Origin of the sequence: Pantoea sp. CS_6, from assembly GCF_041954745.1 — a bacterium.
In the GTDB taxonomy this organism is placed as follows: domain Bacteria; phylum Pseudomonadota; class Gammaproteobacteria; order Enterobacterales; family Enterobacteriaceae; genus Pantoea; species Pantoea stewartii.
In genome coordinates this window covers 425,117-445,393 of the sequence record NZ_JAVAYG010000001.1, presented here as the reverse complement: position 1 = coordinate 445,393, position 20,277 = coordinate 425,117, and the positions used below count along the sequence as shown (strand labels likewise).

The 20,277-nt window shown below is 54.3% G+C and carries 21 protein-coding genes; 10 read left to right on the top strand and 11 right to left on the bottom strand.

All coding sequences use genetic code 11. The features are described from left to right. The first annotated feature begins 22 nt into the window (after positions 1-22). Entirely contained in the window at positions 23-553 is a 531-nt protein-coding gene (gene dsbB / locus RAC90_RS01965; RefSeq protein ID WP_375123886.1) for a disulfide bond formation protein DsbB, read from the top strand. Positions 554-594: 41 nt separating this feature from the next. Here dsbB and RAC90_RS01960 read toward each other — a convergent pair whose 3' ends face one another. From RAC90_RS01960 to RAC90_RS01950, 3 genes are all read right to left on the bottom strand, one after another. Beyond that, on the bottom strand, positions 595-1,041 hold the full coding sequence (locus RAC90_RS01960; RefSeq protein WP_033741898.1) for a YcgN family cysteine cluster protein: 447 nt from the start codon (positions 1,039-1,041) through the stop codon (positions 595-597). 63 nt (positions 1,042-1,104) lie between these two features. After that, positions 1,105-1,764 carry a fumarylacetoacetate hydrolase family protein gene (locus tag RAC90_RS01955; protein ID WP_375123885.1) on the bottom strand — a complete coding sequence of 220 codons (660 nt, stop codon included), beginning with the start codon at positions 1,762-1,764 and terminating at the stop codon, positions 1,105-1,107. Positions 1,765-2,060: 296 nt separating this feature from the next. Then, positions 2,061-2,336 carry a YcgL domain-containing protein gene (locus RAC90_RS01950; RefSeq protein ID WP_006119443.1) on the bottom strand — a complete coding sequence of 92 codons (276 nt, stop codon included), beginning with the start codon at positions 2,334-2,336 and terminating at the stop codon, positions 2,061-2,063. A 154-nt stretch (positions 2,337-2,490) separates the two neighbouring features. Here RAC90_RS01950 and minC point away from each other — a divergent pair, with 154 nt between their 5' ends. Genes minC through minE form a run of 3 tightly spaced genes read left to right on the top strand, consistent with a single transcriptional unit; the run spans position 2,491 to position 4,308 of the window. Further along, positions 2,491-3,189, top strand: a complete 699-nt coding sequence (gene minC, locus RAC90_RS01945) for a septum site-determining protein MinC (protein ID WP_006119444.1) — start codon at positions 2,491-2,493, stop codon at positions 3,187-3,189. A gap of 33 nt (positions 3,190-3,222) precedes the next feature. After that, the gene (minD, locus tag RAC90_RS01940; protein WP_006119445.1) at positions 3,223-4,035 is read left to right on the top strand and encodes a septum site-determining protein MinD; all 813 of its coding nucleotides are present in this window, start codon (positions 3,223-3,225) and stop codon (positions 4,033-4,035) included. Positions 4,036-4,038: 3 nt separating this feature from the next. Next, entirely contained in the window at positions 4,039-4,308 is a 270-nt protein-coding gene (gene minE, locus RAC90_RS01935; protein WP_006119446.1) for a cell division topological specificity factor MinE, read from the top strand. Between the two features lie 48 nt (positions 4,309-4,356). Here minE and rnd read toward each other — a convergent pair whose 3' ends face one another. The 6 genes from rnd to RAC90_RS01905 form a co-directional block, all read right to left on the bottom strand. After that, complete coding sequence (gene rnd, locus RAC90_RS01930) at positions 4,357-5,478, bottom strand: ribonuclease D (protein ID WP_033741901.1); 1,122 nt, start codon at positions 5,476-5,478, stop codon at positions 4,357-4,359. A gap of 99 nt (positions 5,479-5,577) precedes the next feature. Next, positions 5,578-7,254, bottom strand: coding sequence for a long-chain-fatty-acid--CoA ligase FadD (gene fadD / locus RAC90_RS01925; RefSeq protein ID WP_155489650.1), 1,677 nt, complete (start codon positions 7,252-7,254; stop codon positions 5,578-5,580). Between the two features lie 206 nt (positions 7,255-7,460). Continuing rightward, positions 7,461-8,054, bottom strand: coding sequence for a Slp family lipoprotein (locus RAC90_RS01920; protein WP_375123884.1), 594 nt, complete (start codon positions 8,052-8,054; stop codon positions 7,461-7,463). Positions 8,055-8,114: 60 nt separating this feature from the next. Then, positions 8,115-8,813 carry a tRNA (adenosine(37)-N6)-threonylcarbamoyltransferase complex dimerization subunit type 1 TsaB gene (tsaB, locus tag RAC90_RS01915; RefSeq protein WP_006119451.1) on the bottom strand — a complete coding sequence of 233 codons (699 nt, stop codon included), beginning with the start codon at positions 8,811-8,813 and terminating at the stop codon, positions 8,115-8,117. 44 nt (positions 8,814-8,857) lie between these two features. Beyond that, positions 8,858-10,768, bottom strand: coding sequence for an ATP-dependent DNA helicase (locus tag RAC90_RS01910; protein WP_375123883.1), 1,911 nt, complete (start codon positions 10,766-10,768; stop codon positions 8,858-8,860). A gap of 143 nt (positions 10,769-10,911) precedes the next feature. Beyond that, complete coding sequence (locus RAC90_RS01905; protein WP_006119453.1) at positions 10,912-11,079, bottom strand: hypothetical protein; 168 nt, start codon at positions 11,077-11,079, stop codon at positions 10,912-10,914. A gap of 151 nt (positions 11,080-11,230) precedes the next feature. Between RAC90_RS01905 and RAC90_RS01900 the strand changes: the two genes are divergently transcribed. Further along, complete coding sequence (locus RAC90_RS01900) at positions 11,231-11,575, top strand: RidA family protein (protein WP_006119454.1); 345 nt, start codon at positions 11,231-11,233, stop codon at positions 11,573-11,575. 16 nt (positions 11,576-11,591) lie between these two features. Here RAC90_RS01900 and RAC90_RS01895 read toward each other — a convergent pair whose 3' ends face one another. After that, on the bottom strand, positions 11,592-11,774 hold the full coding sequence (locus RAC90_RS01895; RefSeq protein ID WP_006119456.1) for a YoaH family protein: 183 nt from the start codon (positions 11,772-11,774) through the stop codon (positions 11,592-11,594). Between the two features lie 108 nt (positions 11,775-11,882). On the opposite strand from RAC90_RS01895, the gene pabB reads away from it, so the two are divergent. The 4 genes from pabB (at position 11,883) to RAC90_RS01875 (ending at position 17,134) form a co-directional block, all read left to right on the top strand. After that, positions 11,883-13,241, top strand: a complete 1,359-nt coding sequence (pabB, locus tag RAC90_RS01890; protein WP_054687690.1) for an aminodeoxychorismate synthase component 1 — start codon at positions 11,883-11,885, stop codon at positions 13,239-13,241. Then, positions 13,242-13,805 (top strand): CoA pyrophosphatase, encoded by a 564-nt coding sequence (locus tag RAC90_RS01885; protein WP_006119458.1) that lies wholly within the window; start codon positions 13,242-13,244, stop codon positions 13,803-13,805. 185 nt (positions 13,806-13,990) lie between these two features. Further along, complete coding sequence (locus RAC90_RS01880) at positions 13,991-15,355, top strand: L-serine ammonia-lyase (protein WP_033741913.1); 1,365 nt, start codon at positions 13,991-13,993, stop codon at positions 15,353-15,355. Positions 15,356-15,571: 216 nt separating this feature from the next. Then, complete coding sequence (locus tag RAC90_RS01875) at positions 15,572-17,134, top strand: EAL domain-containing protein (protein ID WP_006119461.1); 1,563 nt, start codon at positions 15,572-15,574, stop codon at positions 17,132-17,134. A gap of 62 nt (positions 17,135-17,196) precedes the next feature. Here RAC90_RS01875 and RAC90_RS01870 read toward each other — a convergent pair whose 3' ends face one another. Next, positions 17,197-18,765 (bottom strand): TerC family protein, encoded by a 1,569-nt coding sequence (locus RAC90_RS01870; RefSeq protein WP_375123882.1) that lies wholly within the window; start codon positions 18,763-18,765, stop codon positions 17,197-17,199. Between the two features lie 501 nt (positions 18,766-19,266). Here RAC90_RS01870 and manX point away from each other — a divergent pair. Next, positions 19,267-20,238 carry a PTS mannose transporter subunit IIAB gene (gene manX / locus RAC90_RS01865; protein ID WP_375123881.1) on the top strand — a complete coding sequence of 324 codons (972 nt, stop codon included), beginning with the start codon at positions 19,267-19,269 and terminating at the stop codon, positions 20,236-20,238. Positions 20,239-20,277 lie beyond the last annotated feature (39 nt).

Genomic DNA, 20,277 nt, shown 5'->3' with positions numbered 1-20,277 from the left:
TAACGTTTACAGGGAATGCACTATGTTGCGATATTTAAACCAATGTTCGCGGGGTCGCGGTGCCTGGTTATTATTGGCCCTTTCCGCTCTGGCGTTGGAACTGACAGCATTATGGTTTCAGCATGGTCTGGGCTATAAACCCTGCGTCATGTGTATTTACGTGCGTTGCGCGCTTTTTGGCGTGATGGGCGTAGGCATCCTTGGCTTCCTGATGCCACGTTCGCCGGTTCGACTGGTGGCGATTGTGTTATGGATATACAGCGCATGGGAAGGCCTGCGCCTTTCTTACGAACACACCATGATCCTGCTGCATCCGAATCCCTTTGTAACCTGTGACTTTGCCGCCCGCTTCCCCGCCTGGTTGCCGCTGGATAAATGGTTGCCATCGGTATTTGTCGCCAGCGGCGATTGTTCGGAACAGGCCTGGCGCTTCTTATCACTCGCCATGCCACAGTGGATGATCGGCATCTTCGCGGCTTATCTGCTGGTGGGTGTGCTGGTGTTGCTTGCTCAGCCGTTTAAACCTAAACGCCGCGACTTATTCGGTCGTTAATCCGTTAAAAGGCTGCCAGGGGCAGCCTTTATCGTCAGGACTTAGCCATTCCGGTCAGGGCGATCGATAATATGATCTTCCCAGTCGCGCACTTCACTTTCCCGCACTGCAATGTAACGTACAGAAATTCGCTGCGCATGCATCGCATTTTTTGAGCCCGTCAGCAGCGGATGCCAGGCAGGCAGCGGCTTCCCCTCGCCCAGTAAACGGTAGGCACAGGTGCGCGGTAACCAGTCAAAGGTGGTCAGATTTTCGCGCGTCAGCTTGATACAGTCTTCTTCATATTCAAAGCGACGCGCATAGTTACGGCACTGGCAGGTTTTGATGTTGAGCTGATTACAGGCGACATTCGTGAAATAAATTTCATCCGTGTCCGCGTCCTGAAGCTTGTTCAGACAACACTGACCACAACCATCACACAAGGATTCCCATTCCTCATCGCTCATTTGTGCCAGGCGTTTGTGTTGCCAGAAAGGGGTTTCAGTCATGATGATTGTCCAGATTTAGCGTAAACCGCACCTTATAAAGCGATCAGCACGCTGATGCAAGTTTTACAACACGCGCGTACTGATTCCGTGACCGGCAAAGGAGACTTCCAGCGTGTCGCCTGACCGCATTGGGCCCACCCCTTCTGGCGTACCGGTCAAAATGACGTCGCCAGCATGTAGCGTAAAATACTGACTCATATGGGCAATCAGCGGCAGGATTTTGTGAATCATATCTGACGTATTGCCATCCTGACGGACTTCCCCGTTTACCACCAGCTCCAGATCGGTATTCTGGGGATCGCCCGCAAACTCCGCGACCGGTATGAAACCTGACAGCGGACAGGCGTTATCAAACGCTTTTGCTTTTTCCCAGGGTTGTCCGGCTTTTTTTAAGCCCGCCTGCAGATCGCGCAGCGTCAAATCCAGCGCCACACCATAACCGGCAATGGCTTGCGCCACGTGCGCTTCGCTGGCCTGTTTTAGCGTGGTGCCGATCAACACCGCCAGCTCGACTTCATGATGCACTTCACCAAAGGCATCAGGAATGGATAAAGGCTGCCGCAGATCGCACAAGGCCGAAGCCGGTTTAATAAAGATAACCGGTTCGGTCGGCGTCGCACTGCCCATTTCTTTAATGTGTTTCGCATAGTTGCTGCCCACGCAAACCACTTTGCTGACGGGATAATCTAACAAAGCGCCTTGCCAGTTACGATGCTGATACATGCTAATCCCCTGTTTCATGATGCCGGACGGTCAGTCTCCGACGATTAAAAAGCATACAGGGCAGCACCGCACAGCGCTCCCCTGCGTAGCCATTGCGATGATTTAACCTGACAGATGCGCAGGAATTGTCAACCTGCCCGCCAGGCTATTTGTGCGTCAGTACAGGAAAACGCGGTGCGGCAGGTTACCGGGGAGGGGAAAACAGCGGCGCTGCACAATTAATATTCAGCGCGGGTGCAAAATATAAATTTGCCGTTCACTGCCGCACATCAATAATATTAACGGAACAATCCGAGTTAATCTTTTTTGTCCGCCTCAAGATGGGTTTTTAACAAACTTTCAATCGGCGGAGGAATTTGCAAATAATATCCCTGCTCGCTTAACCCCTGCTTAACTTTATTGATGTCGGCGTTGGCCAGCTTGTCGCGTTGGGCAAGGTTAATCACCATGGCCAACTGCGGTTTACCAAAGCCTTTCAACAGCGCGTCAGGCACGCGCGAAAAATCGTCTTTTTTTTCAACATAAAGATAAGTCTGGTCACGGACGGGACTTCTGTAGATCACACAAAACATATTTTTTACTCGAATTAACCCGCGCTGAGGCTTGTTTGAATATAGCGCTAACTATAACATGCTTGCAGTACTTCGAATATTCGCCGATCGCGCTTTAACGATGCTTTTATCATCGCTTAGCACAGGGTAGTAAAACAGGACTGAGTCGGGACAGATGCCGCAATCGCCAATCGAATTTAAGGGAAGCAGTTTTACCTTGTCTGTTGTTCATTTGCATCACCATGAGCCAGAGGTGATCCGCAAAGCGCTTCAGGACAAAATTGACCAGGCACCCGATTTCCTGAAAAACGCACCAGTGGTGCTGAATGTTGCGGCACTCAATGCCGCCGTAAACTGGAAACAGATGCTGCAGGCGGTAAGCGCTACGGGACTGCGTATTGTCGGTGTCAGTGGCTGCAAAGACGAGGCGTTGAAAAAGCTGATCGCCCGTGCCGGTCTGCCGGTGCTGGCAGAGGGGAAAGAGAGCCAGAAACGTGAGGAGCCAAAACCTGAACTCAAACTGGTTGCTGCGGAACCTCTGGCCGCGAAGACACGCATCGTCAATACACCGGTCCGTTCAGGCCAGCAAATCTATGCCCGTAATGCGGATTTGATTGTGACCAGTAGCGTCAGTGCCGGTGCAGAACTGGTCGCTGACGGCAATATCCATATTTACGGCATGATGCGTGGTCGGGCGCTGGCAGGCGCCAGCGGCGACAGAGAATGCCAGATTTTTTGTACCAACCTGTCCGCAGAGTTGGTTTCTATCGCCGGGGAGTACTGGATTATGGATCAGATCCCCGAAGAATATTTTGCTAAAGCAGCGCGGCTTTGCCTTCAGGATGGCGCGCTGACTATCCAGACACTTAATTAGGCCCCTTTTCTTTCGTTAAGGAAATCAATATTTATGGCACGCATTATTGTAGTTACATCCGGTAAAGGGGGCGTTGGTAAGACCACGTCAAGCGCGGCCATCGCCACCGGTTTAGCGCAGAAAGGCAAGAAAACGGTTGTCATCGACTTTGATATCGGCCTGCGTAACCTTGATTTGATCATGGGCTGCGAGCGCCGGGTTGTTTATGATTTCGTGAATGTTATTCAGGGTGATGCCACGCTGAATCAGGCCCTTATCCGCGACAAGCGCACTGAGCAGCTGTATATTTTGCCTGCCTCACAAACCCGTGACAAAGACGCGCTGACCCGCGAAGGCGTCGAGAAAGTCCTGAATGACCTTGCGGAGATGGAGTTCGATTTCATTGTTTGTGACTCCCCTGCGGGCATTGAAACCGGTGCGTTAATGGCGCTCTATTTTGCCGATGAAGCCATCATCACCACCAACCCGGAAGTCTCTTCGGTTCGCGACTCTGACCGTATTCTCGGTATCATTTCGTCCAAATCACGCCGTGCGGAAACCAGCCAGGAGCCGGTTAAAGAGCATCTGCTGCTGACCCGCTATAACCCGGGTCGTGTTAACCGTGGCGATATGCTGAGCATGGAAGATGTGCTGGAAATTCTGCGCATACCGCTGGTCGGCGTCATCCCGGAAGACCAGTCTGTGCTGCGTGCCTCAAACCAGGGTGAACCCGTGATTCTGGACGCGGAGTCCGATGCGGGTAAAGCCTATGCCGATACCGTTGAACGGTTGCTCGGTGAAGTTCGCCCCTTCCGCTTTATTGAAGAAGAGAAGAAGGGTTTCCTGAAACGCCTGTTCGGGGGATAAACCATGGCATTACTCGATTTCTTTTTATCCCGGAAGAAGAACACTGCCAACATAGCCAAGGAACGGCTGCAGATTATTGTGGCAGAACGGAGAAGGGGCGACAGTGAGCCCCACTATCTTCCGCAACTCAAGCGCGACATACTGGACGTGATTTGCAAGTACGTGAAGATTGATCCGGACATGGTGACAGTTCAGCTTGATCAGAAAGGAGATGATATCTCGATTCTGGAACTGAACGTCACCTTACCTGAAACGGAAGACGTAACGAAATGACGCGTCTGGTTTCCTGAGATTCCCCTGCGCAGTAGCAGGGGAATTTTTTTATATCTCGGCAAGTATCTCGCTAATGCCGGGTTTCAGAAGCGCACCGCGCCAGCCTGCCAGCAGTTCGGGCTCACGGTTCTGTGGCTTTAATCCCCAGTGCTGACTCAACACCTGATTAATCTGTCGACGTGATGCCAGCAGTTCCTGACTTAATCCGCTCTGTTCACTGACCTGCTGTACCAGTGCTTTAATCGCTTTAAAAGCCCGTTTGTAATGCACGTGATCCACCAGATTCGCTAACGGCGGTGGTAACGCACTGTCCTCCAGCGCGGCGGCTTCAGCAACCCGCGCCAGCATTGCCCTGCCGTGGAAACGGATCTCGTGACCGGACAGGCCCAGATGGTCTAACTCCCCTTGCGAGCCCGGCATAAAGCGCGCCACTTTCCACAGGTTTTCTTCACGCACCACAAAATTGACCGCCATGTCTTTTTCGCGGGCAACGTTAAGCCGCCATGCCGCCAGGCGCTGCAGCGCGGCCAGTTGACGCGGACGCAGTTGCCAGGCGTTGGTGATGTCCCGCCATGCGTCCTCGGGATCAAGCACATCTAAACGGCGCTGACACAGGTTTTCACATTCGCTCAGTGCCGCCGTCACGTTCCCCACCTGCTCCACCTGCGCCATCAGCTGATGCGCAATGGGCAGCAGGTAATGCACATCCGCTGCGGCGTACTGACACTGCCGCTCAGTCAGCGGACGGGCCAGCCAGTCGGTCCGGGCTTCACTTTTGTCTAATTCCACCTGAGTGAAATGCGCCACCATTGAGGCAAAACCCCAGGAAAGTGGCTGACCGCTGAACGCCGCCAGAATCTGTGTATCGATCATGGGCTGTGGCAGTACCCCAAAGCGGTGCAGGAACACTTCCAGATCTTCCCCCCCGGCGTGCAAAAATTTGGTCACGCGGGTATCCGTTAAGAGCGCAATAAACGGTGACCAGTCACGGACAGGTAACGGATCGATCAGGACTAACTGCTCGCCATCAAACAGCTGGATTAACCCCAGCTGAGGATAGTAGGTCCGGGTACGGACAAATTCGGTATCCAGGGCGACAGCCGTATGCTGGCGTGCTTTTTGACACACCTCGGCCAGGTGATCATCGTTATCGATCAGAGAATAGTTCACGTTCAGTTTCCACCGCAGCTGACAACGTGCGGTGCTCCATGTTAAAAGCAATAAAAACGCCGGACAGTGCCGGCGTTCAACCTGAATCCTGACGGCGAATCAGCTTGCGCTGGTTTTCACCTCGTCGCGCAGTTCACGACGCAGAATTTTTCCTACATTCGTTTTAGGCAGTTCATCACGAAACTCAACAATCCTGGGCACTTTGTAGCCTGTCAGTTGACGGCGACAATGGTCCAGCAGCTCTTCTTTGGTCAGCGACTGATCTTTCTTGACCACACAAACCTTCACCGCTTCACCGGACAACTCACTCGGCACACCAATGGCTGCCGCTTCACGCACTTTCGGATGCTGCATCAGGACATCTTCTATCTCATTAGGATAGACGTTGAAGCCCGAAACCAGAATCATATCCTTTTTGCGGTCAACGATGCGGATAAATCCTTCGTGATCAACGGTAACAATATCGCCGCTGTGGAGCCAGCCATTTTTCAGGACCTCTGCCGTGGCCTCCGGATGCTGCCAGTAACCCAACATTACCTGCGGCCCACGAATGCATAATTCGCCGGGCTCACCAGTGGGGACTTCATTACCGTTTTCATCCAGAATAATGACATCCGTTGAGGGAACCGGCAAACCAATACTGCCGGTGTGGCAGTTAATGTCGTAGGGATTAACCGACACCAGTGGGGAACATTCCGTCAGCCCATAGCCTTCCAGCAGATAGTGCCCGGTCAGTTTTTCCCAACGTTCCGCCACTGCTTTTTGCACCGCCATCCCCCCGCCCGCGGACAGACGTAACGTCGAGAAGTCAAGTTTGTTAAAATTATCATCGTTGAGTAAGGCATTGAACAGCGTGTTCACGCCGGTTATCGCCGTGAAAGGATACTTCGCCATTTCTTTCACAAAAGCGGGGATGTCGCGCGGATTGGTGATCAATACGTTTTGCCCACCCAGTTCCACGAACAGCAAGCCGTTCACGGTCAGCGCAAAGATATGGTAGAGCGGCAAGGCCGTCACGACGCACTCTTTGCCGTCGCGGAGTAACTTGCCATACGTCGCCTTGGTCTGCTCAAGGTTTGCCTGCATGTTTCGGTGCGTCAGCATCGCACCTTTCGCGACGCCGGTCGTCCCGCCCGTGTATTGCAGGAATGCCAAATCATCATTACTGACCTGTGGACGTCGATACGGCATTGACGCGCCCGTTTCCAGCACATGGCGAAACGATATCGCCCCCGGCAAATGATACTTGGGCACCAGCCGCTTCACATACTTCACCACAAAATTCACCAGCGTGGCTTTTACCGGTGCCAGTTGATCCCCCATCCGGGTCAGCACCACATGTTTGACCGCCGTATCAGCGACGACTTTTTCCAGCGTATGTGCAAAGTTCGACACGATGACGATCGCACTGGCACCGCTGTCATTTAGCTGATGCTTCAGTTCACGCGGGGTATAAAGCGGATTGACGTTAACCACGACCATGCCGGCCCGGAGCACACCAAACAGCGCGACCGGGTATTGCAGCAGGTTCGGCATCATGAGCGCGACGCGCGCGCCCGGTTGTAACCTGAGTTCGTGTTGCAAATATGCCGCAAACGCCCGGCTTTTCTCGTCCAGTTGGCGGTAGGTCATTTTTTGACCCATGTTGTAAAATGCGGGCTGTCCGGCGTAACGCACGACAGCCTGCTCAAATAAATCGACCAGAGACGTATAACGATCAGCATTAATTTCGGCAGGGACGTCTGCCGGGTAGCGTTTCAGCCAAACCTTATTCAAGGATTCACCCCGATAATCTTGTTGTGTACTCATCGCCGCCTCAACAATCGTATTTGTTAACAATATTTTAACTGATTGTACCAGTTTGCTCTTATTGGCATGTTGAGGTTGCGAAGCCCATCACTAAATTTCGTGTTGGTTAATGATGCAAATAAAAAGCCCGGTTGCGAGCACCGCGACCGGGCCTGTTCAAAACGGATGTCACACTATTGCGTGAGGATGGTCTCGACCTGAGCCGGACCGGGGTTGTACATGCCCCAGTAAGGATTCGGCCCCCAGTAACCACCACGATGGCGCGTGGGGCCATACCAGATCCAGGGATCGAGAGGCTCTGGCGGTGACACGATCTGACGGGTCAAATGCCAGCGCTGGTAACCCCGAACGTCAACGACCACAAACGAGTAGTTTGCTTCGCCGATTTTACCGGGCTCCGTTCCCTTAATCGTGCCGAGAACGGTGACGTACTGGTCTTTGACATCCGTCGGGTCAACAAAACCGGGAATGTCGGCATAGATACGCCCTACCGAGCTGGCCCCCAGCACCGGGCGCGCGCCGTCATCCAGCGGCTGGGCCGCAATTTCCAGCCGGGTTTTGCCATTGCGGTTAATTACGTTGACCACTTTACCGCCAAAGCGCGACTCCTGGCCGACATAGAGGGCCGGATTGCTCATCACCCGCAGTAAATCCTGCTGGGGCAACGCTGAGTGACCTTTAATCGTATCCGGTACGGAAACACAACCACTTAACACCAGGGCGCAGACCAACATCACACCGGCAACGCCTCTACGACACATTGACATAGACATTCTCCTGAAGGTTGATGTTTAGAGTGCCCCGATAACAATAAGTTGCGTTGCCTGTCAGCGGCCCGGCAGTTTTTTCCATGCCACTTCATTACGCAGATAGGTTGGCTCTGCCTGTTCGGGCAACACGGTTTGCCCCTGTGCTAAGGCGCGCGCCGCCAGGGGCAACATGTCCTCAGCCGCTGGCAGCAAAACGCCGCTGTCTTTGAGCTGGAGTGCATGGCCCTGCTGCAGTACCGGCCAGGCCTGCCATCCGGTACCGGCGGTATACCACTCCCCGCTCAGCGCCTGCATGCGCTCCAACGCGGCCTCGGGCGTAAGCACGCTTTCCGTTGCTTCACCTTGCCAGATACCGTCCTCATCGCGCTGATATTCTGCCCAGTACACTTCACCCATGCGCGCATCAATCGCGGTGAGTACCCGACAGGCACCGTGCTGACGCCAGGCGCCCTGCGCCAGCGTGGCCAGGGTGGAAATACCCGCCATCGGTAACGCCGCGCCGAGTGCCAGCCCCTGGGCAATACCAATCCCGATACGCACGCCCGTAAAACTGCCGGGCCCGCGACCAAAGGCCAGCACATCGAGTTCGGTGAGTTCCAGTTGCTGAGCCTGCAGCAGCTCGGCGACCAGCGGCAAAATGCGCTGTGTGTGATCGCGCGGCGCAATTTCAAAACGTGCGTCACTCTCTTGCCCGTTAAGCAATGCCGCAGAACAGGCTTCTGTCGCTGTATCCAGCGCTAAAATTCGGACCGACATATCGACCTCTGAAGATTCAAAACGGCGCGCATCTTAGCACACAATTACGCGCCAGGTTGCTGATGAATAAAGGCAATAGCTTGCGCAAGATCACGCGTGCGTGGTGTGGGCGGAAGACTGCTCAGAAAAAGTGCGCCGTAGGGCCGTGACACCAGCCGCTGGTCGCAGATGACCAGAACGCCGCGGTCGTCCGTATCACGAATCAACCGGCCCACGCCCTGTTTTAGCGTAATCACGGCATCCGGCAGTTGCACATCGCTGAAGGGATCGCCGCCGCGGATGCGGCAATCTTCCATCCGGGCCTTAAGCAGCGGGTCCTCTGGCGACGTAAACGGCAGCTTATCGATAATGACCAGCGACAGCGCATCTCCCCGCACATCCACGCCTTCCCAGAAGCTGCTGGTCGCCACCAGCAAAGCATTCCCTTTATCGATAAACTCTTTGAGCAACTGTCCTTTGCTGGTTTCGCCCTGCACCAGCACCGGCAATGTCATGGAGGCCCGGAACTCGGCGGCCAGCTCACGCATCATCAGATGAGAAGTGCATAAAAAGAAGCAGCGGCCTTTGTTCGCCTCGATCAGCGGCTTCATCATTTTTGCCAGCTGACGCGCGCCACCGGGGCGATTGGGCTCAGGCAGATTGCGTGGCACACACAGCAACGCCTGCCGCGCATAGTCAAACGGGCTGTTAAGAATCAGGTTTTTTGCCTGACTGACGCCCAGTCGCTCAGCAAAGTGGTCCATCTTTTCATCTACAGCCAGGGTGGCAGAGGTAAAAATCCAGGCCGCTTTACGGTTATCAATGACCTCGCGGAAACGTTCGGCAACCGACAAAGGCGTCAGCGCCAGCACAAAGTGACGCGATGTACATTCATACCAGTAGCTAAAGCCCGGTTCGCTGATGGCACGAATCCGTTTCAGTCGCGTGCGATAGAGCGCCGCGCGCTCAAAGGCCGCATCCAGCAGGGCAGAACGTCCAAGCGAAAGTTTGATCACGTCGTAACAGAGTTCCAGCGCATCATCCAGCAGCGTAAACATGCGCATGATGTTGTTATCGCTGAGGAGGTCGCGCAGGTTGCCGCGGTAGCCCGGTTCTCCCAGCGTCAGGCGAAAGTCCTGGGCACACTGGGCCAGACGGTCAGCGGATTTTTGCAACTGCTGAACGTCCCGCACTTCCGTGCGGTAGGCGATAATGATGTCTTTGGCGAGATCGGCTAACTGACGACTCGACAGCTGCTGACCAAAATACTGACTGGCGATATCCGGCAGTTGGTGCGCTTCATCAAAAATCATGACGTCCGCTTCAGGGATCAGTTCCCCGAATCCGCCCTCTTTTACCACCAGATCGGCCAGGAAAAGATGGTGGTTGACCACGACGACATCGGCGTCCATCGCTTTTTTACGTGCTTTAACGACGAAACAGTCTTTATAAAGGGGGCAGTCGCTGCCCAGACAGTTGTCGTTGGTGCTGGTAACCAGCGGCCAGAGCGGACTGTCTTCGGTGACGCCGGCACAGGTACTGATATCGCCATCCGGGGTTTGCGAGGCCCAGTTGCGGAGCGTGACAAAATCCGTGAGAGCCTGAACGCTCATATCGGCCCCGGTCGCGGACTGCTGCTCCATACGCTCCAGGCACAGATAGTTTGACCGGCCTTTAAGCAGCGCAGTTTTACCGGTAAACGTAAGCGCTTTCGCAATGGTGGGAAGATCGCGCGCGTAGAGCTGATCCTGCAGGGCTTTTGAGCCCGTTGACACGATCACCTTTTTCTTCGCCCGCAGCGCCGGGGCAAGATAAGCATAGGTTTTACCGGTGCCGGTCCCCGCTTCGACGACCAGTTCCCCCTGATTCTGTACGGCCTCGGTGACCGCCTGCGCCATTTCACGCTGGGCCTCACGCGGTTTAAAGCCCGCAATGCCTTTTGCCAGCGCGCCATCAATTGCAAAATCGTCTGCCACGTACCCTCTCAATTACGGCCGAAAACACTGTATATTATGTCAGCATTGCAGCCCCGAAGGAAATCACAAACGGCAGTATTCTGCATGAAGTCTGCTGACCGGATGCGTTCAGTCAGTCTGACGGGCCAGGCCGCCCGTTATCGTCACGGGCTGATGTAGAGCGCACCCGCAACCAGTATCGCCATCAGGACGACAAGCGTAAAAAAACCGTGTTTTGCGGTACGCGACATACCGACAAACGTGGCGATCACAATAAACAGCAGCGTCAGTGCCCCGAACATTACCCAAAAGAGATAGTGCGTATTGGCCATGCGTTAATCCTGATTGTTCTGAACAAGTAAGCGACGCTTTATACCACTTTTCGCTGACGGTTGCGCGACTGACGGCGACCGTCTTCTGCAAGGGATGACAATCGTACCGGGAATATGTCAGGCTAGGCGTTCAGAAAATCAGGAGAAGAAAATGAGCATTACGCGCGTTGATCCCGAACACCGTATGTCCGAAGCCGTTATTCATAACGACACCATTTATTACACCAGTGTGCCCGAAAACCTCGACGCTGATGCCGAGGCGCAAACGGCTAATGCGTTAGCGGTGATCGATGCCCTGCTAACGCGCGTAGGCAGCGACAAAAGCAAAATCCTTGACGCTACCATTTTTCTGGTCGACAAGGCGGATTTCGCCGCGATGAATCGCGCCTGGGATGCGTGGGTTTCACCCGATAACGCCCCGGTTCGCTGTACGGTCCAGGCCGGGTTGATGAATCCGAAGTATAAAGTTGAAATAAAAATTATCGCGGCCCGCTGATCCCGAGCCCCGGGCGTCAGCCTTCATCGTCCTCTTCGAAGCGCGCCCGGATCATTTCACCTGTATGGCTTTCACGTATCTCCTGTGCCACAACGGTAATCGCTTCACCGCTGGACATCCCTTCGGCCATTAACTGTTGAATGCGCTCTACGGCGCGCTGCTGCTGATCGTGTGAGAGTGCGGGTAATCCTGTCATCATCATTTTCTCCTGTTAAGGGCTGTCATTATTTCATGGGGAACAAACAGGTGCCAGTCAGGGAAAAATATGTCAGTCTAACGGCCTTACTGATGTCAAATTTCGTGCTCAATGATCGTTCAAACTCATAACCTGTGTTATTCGCCCGACGCTATCACCCACTATTTTTCGCGCATTGCGCATTTACCCTGGGCGATGCTGCTTTCGTCCGGCCAGGCCAGTCACAGTGATAACCGTTTTGATATTTTGACGGCGGACCCGCTTACCACCCTGACAACCCGTGGCAGCATAACAGAAATTCAGCAGGGCGATCGCGTTGAAATGCGTACTGACGATCCGCTCTCCTTATTACAACAGGAGTGTGACGCGCTAGGCGCTAAGCCACCGCGTCACCCCGATTTGCCCTTTCAGGGCGGGGCGCTGGGGCTGTTTGGCTATGATCTGGGGCGACGCTTTGAAACGCTGCCCGACACCGCCCTTCACGATCTGACTACGGCAGACATGGCCGTGGGCATCTATAACTGGGCACTGATTGCCGACCATCACCTCGGTAAACTCACCCTGGTCGCCCTGGACGATATCGTCTCGCGCCTTGCCTGGCTGGAAAACTGGCCCGAACGTGACGCGGCGGCGTTTTCCCTTACCAGTGACTGGCGGTCAAACCTCAGCATAGACGACTACGCGGAACGTTTTAATAAGGTACAGGCCTATATTCAGGCCGGTGACTGCTATCAGGTCAATCTGGCACAGCGCTTCAGCGCCAGCTATCAGGGGGATGAATGGCGGGCATTTTGTATGCTCAACCAGGCCAATCGCGCCCCGTTCAGCGCATTTTTGCGCCTGCCCGACAGCGCCATTCTGAGCCTGTCTCCCGAGCGCTTCCTGGCACTGGATCAGCAGGTTATCACCACCCGTCCCATCAAGGGTACGCGTCCGCGTGCGGCCGATCCTGAGGCGGATGCGGCCCAGGCTGAAAGTCTGCGCACGGCGGCGAAGGACCGCGCAGAAAACCTGATGATAGTCGACCTGCTGCGCAACGATATCGGTCGGGTCGCCGTCGCGGGCTCCGTGCACGTGCCCGAACTGTTTGTGGTCGAGCCGTTCCCGGCAGTCCATCATCTGGTCAGCACTATTCAGGCCACGTTGCCGGATCATCTTCATGCCTGCGATCTGCTGCGTGCCTGTTTTCCCGGCGGCTCGATTACCGGTGCGCCTAAAATTCGCGCCATGGCGATCATTGATGAACTGGAGCCTCACCGCCGCAATGCCTGGTGCGGCAGCATTGGTTATCTCAGTGTCTGCGGCAGAATGGATACCAGCATCACCATTCGTACGCTGATTGCTGAGCGTCAGCATCTTTACTGCGCTGCGGGCGGCGGCCTGGTCGCCGACAGTGATATGGCCTCGGAATATCAGGAAACGCTGGATAAGGTCAGTCGCATTCTGCCTGCACTGGAAAAAGGAGCCTGAATGGCGCTGACGCTGGCTGATTTTCGCACCCGTTTTCTCCTGCAGCAGCCGCTGCATAACGCCCAGCCGCTGTCGGGGCGACATGCCGCTGTGTTAATCCCCGTCGTTGCCCGTCAACAGCCCGGCTTGCTGCTGACGCAACGTTCGCACGCCTTACGTAAACATGCCGGTCAGGTGGCCTTTCCCGGCGGGATGCAGGATCACGACGACAGCTCACTGGTGGCGACAGCGCTGCGAGAAGCGCAGGAGGAAGTGGGCATCGCACCCGATCGGGTTGAGGTGCTCGGCTGCCTGCCTCCGGTGACCAGCAGCACAGGTTTTCAGGTCACACCGGTGGTCGGCATTGTGCCTGCAACCCTCGAATTGCGCCTTAATCCTGACGAGGTTCAGAGCGCCTTCGAAATGCCCCTGACCGAAGCGCTTCGTCTTAGCCGCTACGCCGAACTTGACTATTATCGTGCCGGCATTCGCCACCCGGTGTGGCTTTCCCATTATCAGGGCTATCTGGTGTGGGGAATGACAGCAGGCATTATTCGTGCCCTGAGCCAGCAAATTGCATTTTAGTTGAGGGCGAGCCCATTTCTGCGCCTGAATTCAGCCTTTTGCGCCATGTCACACTATAATTTTTTCTGGTGGAATTAATTAGTTTATTTCATGCGAAAAGCAGCACGTTTACCCTGCCTCGCCGTTTACTATTAGCGCCATTAACTGCCACGGCAGTCTGCAAGTTTTTGTGAGGAGTGTCACCCATGATTTCGGTTTTTGACATGTTTAAAGTGGGCATCGGCCCATCCAGCTCTCATACGGTCGGTCCGATGAAAGCGGGTAAACAGTTTGTGGAGTTGTTGTCTGAACAAGGCAAGCTGCATGAGGTGACACGCATTGCGGTCGATGTCTATGGTTCCCTGTCGCTGACCGGTAAAGGTCACCATACGGATATAGCGATTATTATGGGCTTAGCCGGCGAATCGCCTGACAGCGTCGATATCGACGCCATCCCCGCGTTTATTAAGGATGTGCAACAACGTGAACGCCTGCCCCTTGCCAAAGGCGCGCATGAAGTCGATTTTCCGCGTGAAGGCGGTATGGTGTTCCGCAGCGAAAATCTCTCCCTGCACGAAAATGGCCTGCGCCTGCTGGCGTTCTCCGGCGACCTGCTGGTGCTGTCTAAAACCTATTACTCTGTCGGCGGCGGCTTTATTGTCGATGAAGAGCATTTTGGTCAGTCGGCCCTGGACGAAGTCACGGTACCCTGGCCCTTCCACTCGGCCAAAGAACTACTGGCCCACTGTCGCGAGACCGGACTTTCCCTGTCCGGGCTGGTGATGAAAAACGAGCTGGCACTGCACTCACGTGAAGAGATCAATGCATATTTTGCGACCATCTGGCAAACCATGCAGGCCTGTATTGACCGCGGTCTGAATACTGAAGGTGTGCTGCCCGGGCCGTTGCGGGTACCGCGCCGGGCGGCGTCACTGCGGCGTTTGCTGATCTCCTCAGCCAAACACTCTAACGATCCGATGGTGGTGATTGACTGGATCAACATGTTTGCGTTGGCGGTTAATGAAGAGAACGCGGCGGGCGGTCGGGTGGTGACCGCACCGACCAACGGAGCCTGCGGTATCGTCCCCGCCGTCCTGGCTTACTATGATCACTTCATTGAACCCGTCACGCCCGACATTTTTATTCGCTATTTCCTCGCCTCCGGTGCCATTGGCATTTTGTATAAAATGAATGCCTCTATTTCCGGCGCGGAGGTCGGTTGTCAGGGGGAAGTCGGCGTTGCCTGCTCAATGGCTGCGGCAGGTCTGGCCGAACTGCTGGGCGCCAGCCCTGAGCAGGTGTGCGTGGCCGCCGAAATCGGGATGGAACATAATCTGGGTTTGACCTGCGATCCGGTTGCCGGCCAGGTTCAGGTGCCCTGTATTGAACGTAACGCAATCGCCTCGGTGAAAGCGATCAACGCGGCACGTATGGCCCTGCGCCGTACCAGCGAACCGCGCGTCTCACTGGATAAGGTCATTGAAACCATGTACGAGACCGGCAAAGACATGAACGCGAAATACCGCGAGACATCACGGGGCGGACTGGCGATAAAAGTTCAATGTGACTAATCATTCAGTCTGTTTATTTTTAAATTGCGCCCGTTAAACAGTGCATTAGCAAGTCCTGCCTGATATAAATATTAACGACGCTAAAGCGACCCGACAGTCGCTTTAGCGAGTTCTTCACAGCCTTTCATTTTACGCACCGGTCCTAAATTTGCTCCAGGCCGTGCCGATAACAACCCAGCTATATCTATTTTTCTGGTTTTGGGAAGGTGATTCTTGATGTTCATGGCCCAGCAATATGTTGGACAGTACAGACGTAAGCGTTTGCTTATTGCTGTGGTGATTGCTTCTATTGTTCTTACGTTAACGCTGGCTTTGCGCTATTTCGAAGAAAAATCACGGATTCAGCAGCGTGCAATTAGCTTTGCCGATAACGCGATTACGCGTTTTGATCGCATGTTTTCTCCGCTGGATGTGGCAGCCAATAACACGCTGGGTTTAGTGGGCATGCCCTGTGAGGACGCGCGTTTTCCCTTAATCGAAAAGATTGCGTCCTTACAAACCGTGCGGGCGATTCTGCTGGTGAACGATGACTTACTGTACTGCTCCAGTATTTTCGGCTCACGGGATATCACCTTTAGTCAGACCTACCCTGAACTGGCGCTTAACGATAAGCGCATGATCCTGTCTACAGATGACTATCTGCTTAAAGGTTCGCCGGTCTTATTACTCTGGACGCCAACAACGCTGGATAACCGCTCAGGCATCCTGCAGGCCATCAATATTGAACTGATGAGCAGTTATCTGCTGGAGCCGCAGTCGCCCTGGGTGGAACGCGCCATCTTTAACGTCAACGGCAAGAGCCTGGAATACGGCAATCCGCTTATTGAGTCGGCGGTCCCTTCGGAAGATGAAGTCACCTATAACGAAGCGTCACTGCGTTATCCCTACACGGTAACGCTTTATGGCCCTTCCCCATCCCGTCTGGCACTGGCCTCGTTGCCTTCTCAGTTGCCGCTGGCACTAATGCTGAGTTTGTTAATAGGCTATGTCATGTGGCTGGCAACCGCCAACCGCATGAGTCTGAGCTGGCAAATCAGCTATGGCATCACCGCCAGGGAGTTTATTGTTTACTGCCAGCCGCTCATCAATGCCCGAAACGGTCAGTGTGACGGCATTGAAATCCTGCTGCGCTGGCATAACCCGCGCCAGGGCTGGATCCCGCCCGATGTGTTTATTCCGCTGACTGAGCGTCAGAATCTGATTAAGCCTTTAACCCGTTTCGTGTTAAATCGCGTTGTCGAAGCCTTGCCGGATCTGCCTCACAGCCCGGATTTTCACATTGCTGTGAACGTCGCCGCCAGTCATTTTCGTGACCGCGCCATTCTGGAAGATCTGCAAACTATCTGGTGGCCTGCCAATCCGGTGCCAAAGCTGGTCGTCGAGCTTACCGAACGTGATGCGCTGCCGGTGGTCGATCAAACGGTCATTTCACAACTGCATGAGATTGGCGTACGGCTGGCAATTGATGATTTTGGCACAGGCCACAGTTCACTGTCTTACCTGAAGGACCTGCAACCGGACGTGCTGAAGCTGGATAAAATCTTCACCGCCTCGATCGGCACGGATGCGATTAACGCGACCGTAACGGATATGGTGATCTCACTGGCGCAACGGCTGAATATCAGCCTGGTGGCGGAAGGCGTGGAAACCCCGGAGCAGGCTGACTATCTGCGCGACCGCGGCGTGGATCACCTGCAGGGCTACTATTTTGCCCGCCCCATGCCGCTGGAGGATTTCCCCGCGTGGTTACGGCAACATCAACTGATCAGCGACCTGTAGTGCCATGCCTGGGGCAAAAAAAACGCATCACAGTGTGATGCGTTTTGCGTTTTCCGGGGAGGTTAACCTTCTTCGTCCTCGTCATGCTGCGGATCGCGGGTCACACGAACCAGATCAATGCGGTATTCGGTCGCTTCAATAATTTGGAAGTGAAGCGGCGCGATATCAATGACGTCACCCGGCTTCGGTAATTGTCCTTTCTGAGCAATCAGCAATCCTGCCAGTGACGCATGATCGTCGTCCGGTTTCACCAGCTCATGAAAATCAAGCAGCTGCTGGAGCGAGTGGAGATCGGTTCCCCCCTTCACTAACCAGCCGTCGCCGTCCATGATGATATCCGGCGTTTCGTCTTCATCCGGGAATTCACCTGCTATCGCTTCCAGCACATCCAGCGGGGTAATCAGTCCCTGTACCACACCAAACTCGTTGGTGACGATCACAAAGCTCCCTTTGGCACGACGCAGTACGCCCAGCAGGTTAATCGGATCGAGCGTTTCCGGCACCACGATAATCGGCGTGTTTGCCGCAAAGGTGGCAACATCCACACCATGATCCAGTGCGACCAGCAGCTCTTTGGCCCTGACAACGCCGATAATCTCGTCCAGTTCTCCCCGACAGACCGGGAACAGACTGTGCGGTGTGTCCAGCAACTGGATACGAATCTCGTCTACCGGACGACTGGCATCCACCCAGGAGATATCGCCACGCGGCGTCATGATGCTGCGAATTGAACGGGAAGCCAGCGTCAGTACGCCGTTAATCATATAGCGCTCTTCATCCTTAAAGGCTTCCTGTGGGATCGCGACGGCTATCGCCTGCTCTTCAGTGCTGGCCGGGGCCGTCTGTACCCGGTTGCGGCCCCCCATCAGGCGCAAAATGGCCTCAGCGGTACGCTCACGCATAGGACGATGCGACTGATGGCGAAGAAAGTTGCGACGCGCAATCTGGTTAAACAGCTCGATCAGGATCGAGAAACCAATCGCCGCATACAGATAGCCTTTAGGAATATGGAAGCCAAACCCTTCCGCCACCAGCGACAGACCGATCATCAGCAGGAAACTGAGACACAGGACAACGACCGTAGGATGGGCGTTAACAAATTTTGTTAACGGTTTAGAGGCCAGCAACATCACAATCATGGCGATCACGACCGCCGTCATCATGACCGGCAGGTTATTCACCATCCCCACGGCCGTAATCACCGCATCCAGTGAGAAGACCGCATCAAGTATGACGATCTGTGCCACAACGGCCCAGAAGCTGGCATAGCTGCGGTTGCCGCTGTTTTCCAGCTGACGGTTTTCCAGCCGCTCATGCAGTTCCATCGTGGCTTTAAAGAGCAGGAAGATACCGCCCGCCAGCAAAATAAGATCGCGTCCGGCGAAACTAAACCCGCCCACGCTAAACAGCGGCCGCGTCAGTGTGACCATCCAGGAGATCAGCGACAGCAGGCCCAGACGCATAACCAGCGCCAGCGAGAGGCCAATCAAACGCGCTTTATCGCGCTGCTTCGGCGGTAACTTATCGGCCAGGATGGCAATAAATACCAGGTTATCAATGCCGAGCACAATCTCGAGCACGATGAGCGTGAGCAATCCCGCCCAGTTTGAGGGGTCGAACAGAAATTCCATTAGTGACTCCTGAAAAAGGATGTGATTACGCTAAAACGTACCAGCGTCTGATGACGTGACGGTGAGCAAGGTGTAAAAGCAAAGAAAACGCGGTCTGGCGTAAATTGACGCGCTGAGGAGCGCAAAGACAAGGTTAAGCAACGTCGGTGACGGTCCATAAGGGGGGGCTGAAGCCCATTACTCCTGAATAATTAACAGATCGCTAATGTATCAGTTCGGTCAACAAGGTCAAAAAATTTTCTTATTTTTACATTCTGTCATCACTTCGTTTATGCGCCATTAAAACGTAATTTCACGCTTTTATGCTGTAAATAGCCAACCGACATCACAAAATTTATTTTTTCGGTCACTAAAATAAATCCGGCATGCACGTAGTGAGTTGGTTATCCCTGCAATGTGGATATCGGGCCGGCAGGCTCAATAAAGAAGTCAGCATTGTTAACGCGATAATTCTTAACGGTTCCTCACCTTATGGAATCAACAAGCGAACGGAGGTAGCACGTGACCATTGCTCTGATCATTGGTACACACGGCTGGGCAGCAGAACAGCTGCTTAAAACGGCAGAGATGCTTTTAGGCGAACAGGAAAACGTCAAATGGATTGATTTTGTACCGGGCGAAAATGCAGAAACGCTGATTGAAAAATATCAGGCAAAGCTGGCCGAACTGGACACCTCTAAAGGGGTTCTTTTTCTGGTAGATACCTGGGGCGGAAGTCCTTTTAATGCGGCAAGTCGGCTGGTCATGGATCACGCCAGCTATGAGGTCGTGGCCGGGGTGAATATTCCCATGTTAGTGGAAACCCTGATGGCGCGGGATGACAATCCGACCTTCGATGAGTTGGTGGCGATTGCGGTTGAAACCGGTCGTGAAGGCGTCAAAGCGCTGAAAGCCCAACCTGAAGTCAAACCCGCGCCCGTTGCTGCCGCACCGACTCCACCTCGCACTCCCGCCGCTGCCAGACCCCTCTCGCCTGACGAACACATGGTTATCTGCCTGGCCCGTATTGATGACCGCCTGATTCATGGCCAGGTCGCCACGCGCTGGACCAAAGAGACCAATGTCAGCCGCATCATTGTCGTCAGTGATGAGGTGGCAAACGACAATGTGCGCAAGACACTCTTAACCCAGGTCGCGCCGCCGGGCGTGACCGCGCACGTGGTTGGCGTCGATAAAATGGTGCGCGTCTGGAATAACCCCAAATATGCCCGTGAGCGCGTCATGCTGCTGTTCACCAATCCCACCGATGTCTTGCGGGTTGTGGAACAGGGCGTCGATATCAAAAGCGTCAACATTGGCGGCATGGCCTTCCGGCAGGGCAAAACGCAGGTCAACAATGCCGTGTCCGTTGATGAGAAAGATATCACCGCGTTCCAAAAGCTCAATGAACGCAATATTGAGCTTGAGGTACGCAAGGTTTCAGGTGATCCCAAACTTAAAATGATGGATCTGATAGCCAAAGTAGGCGCTTAACGGGTCAGCACTCTTTTCTATCCTGTAGAGGACACGAAG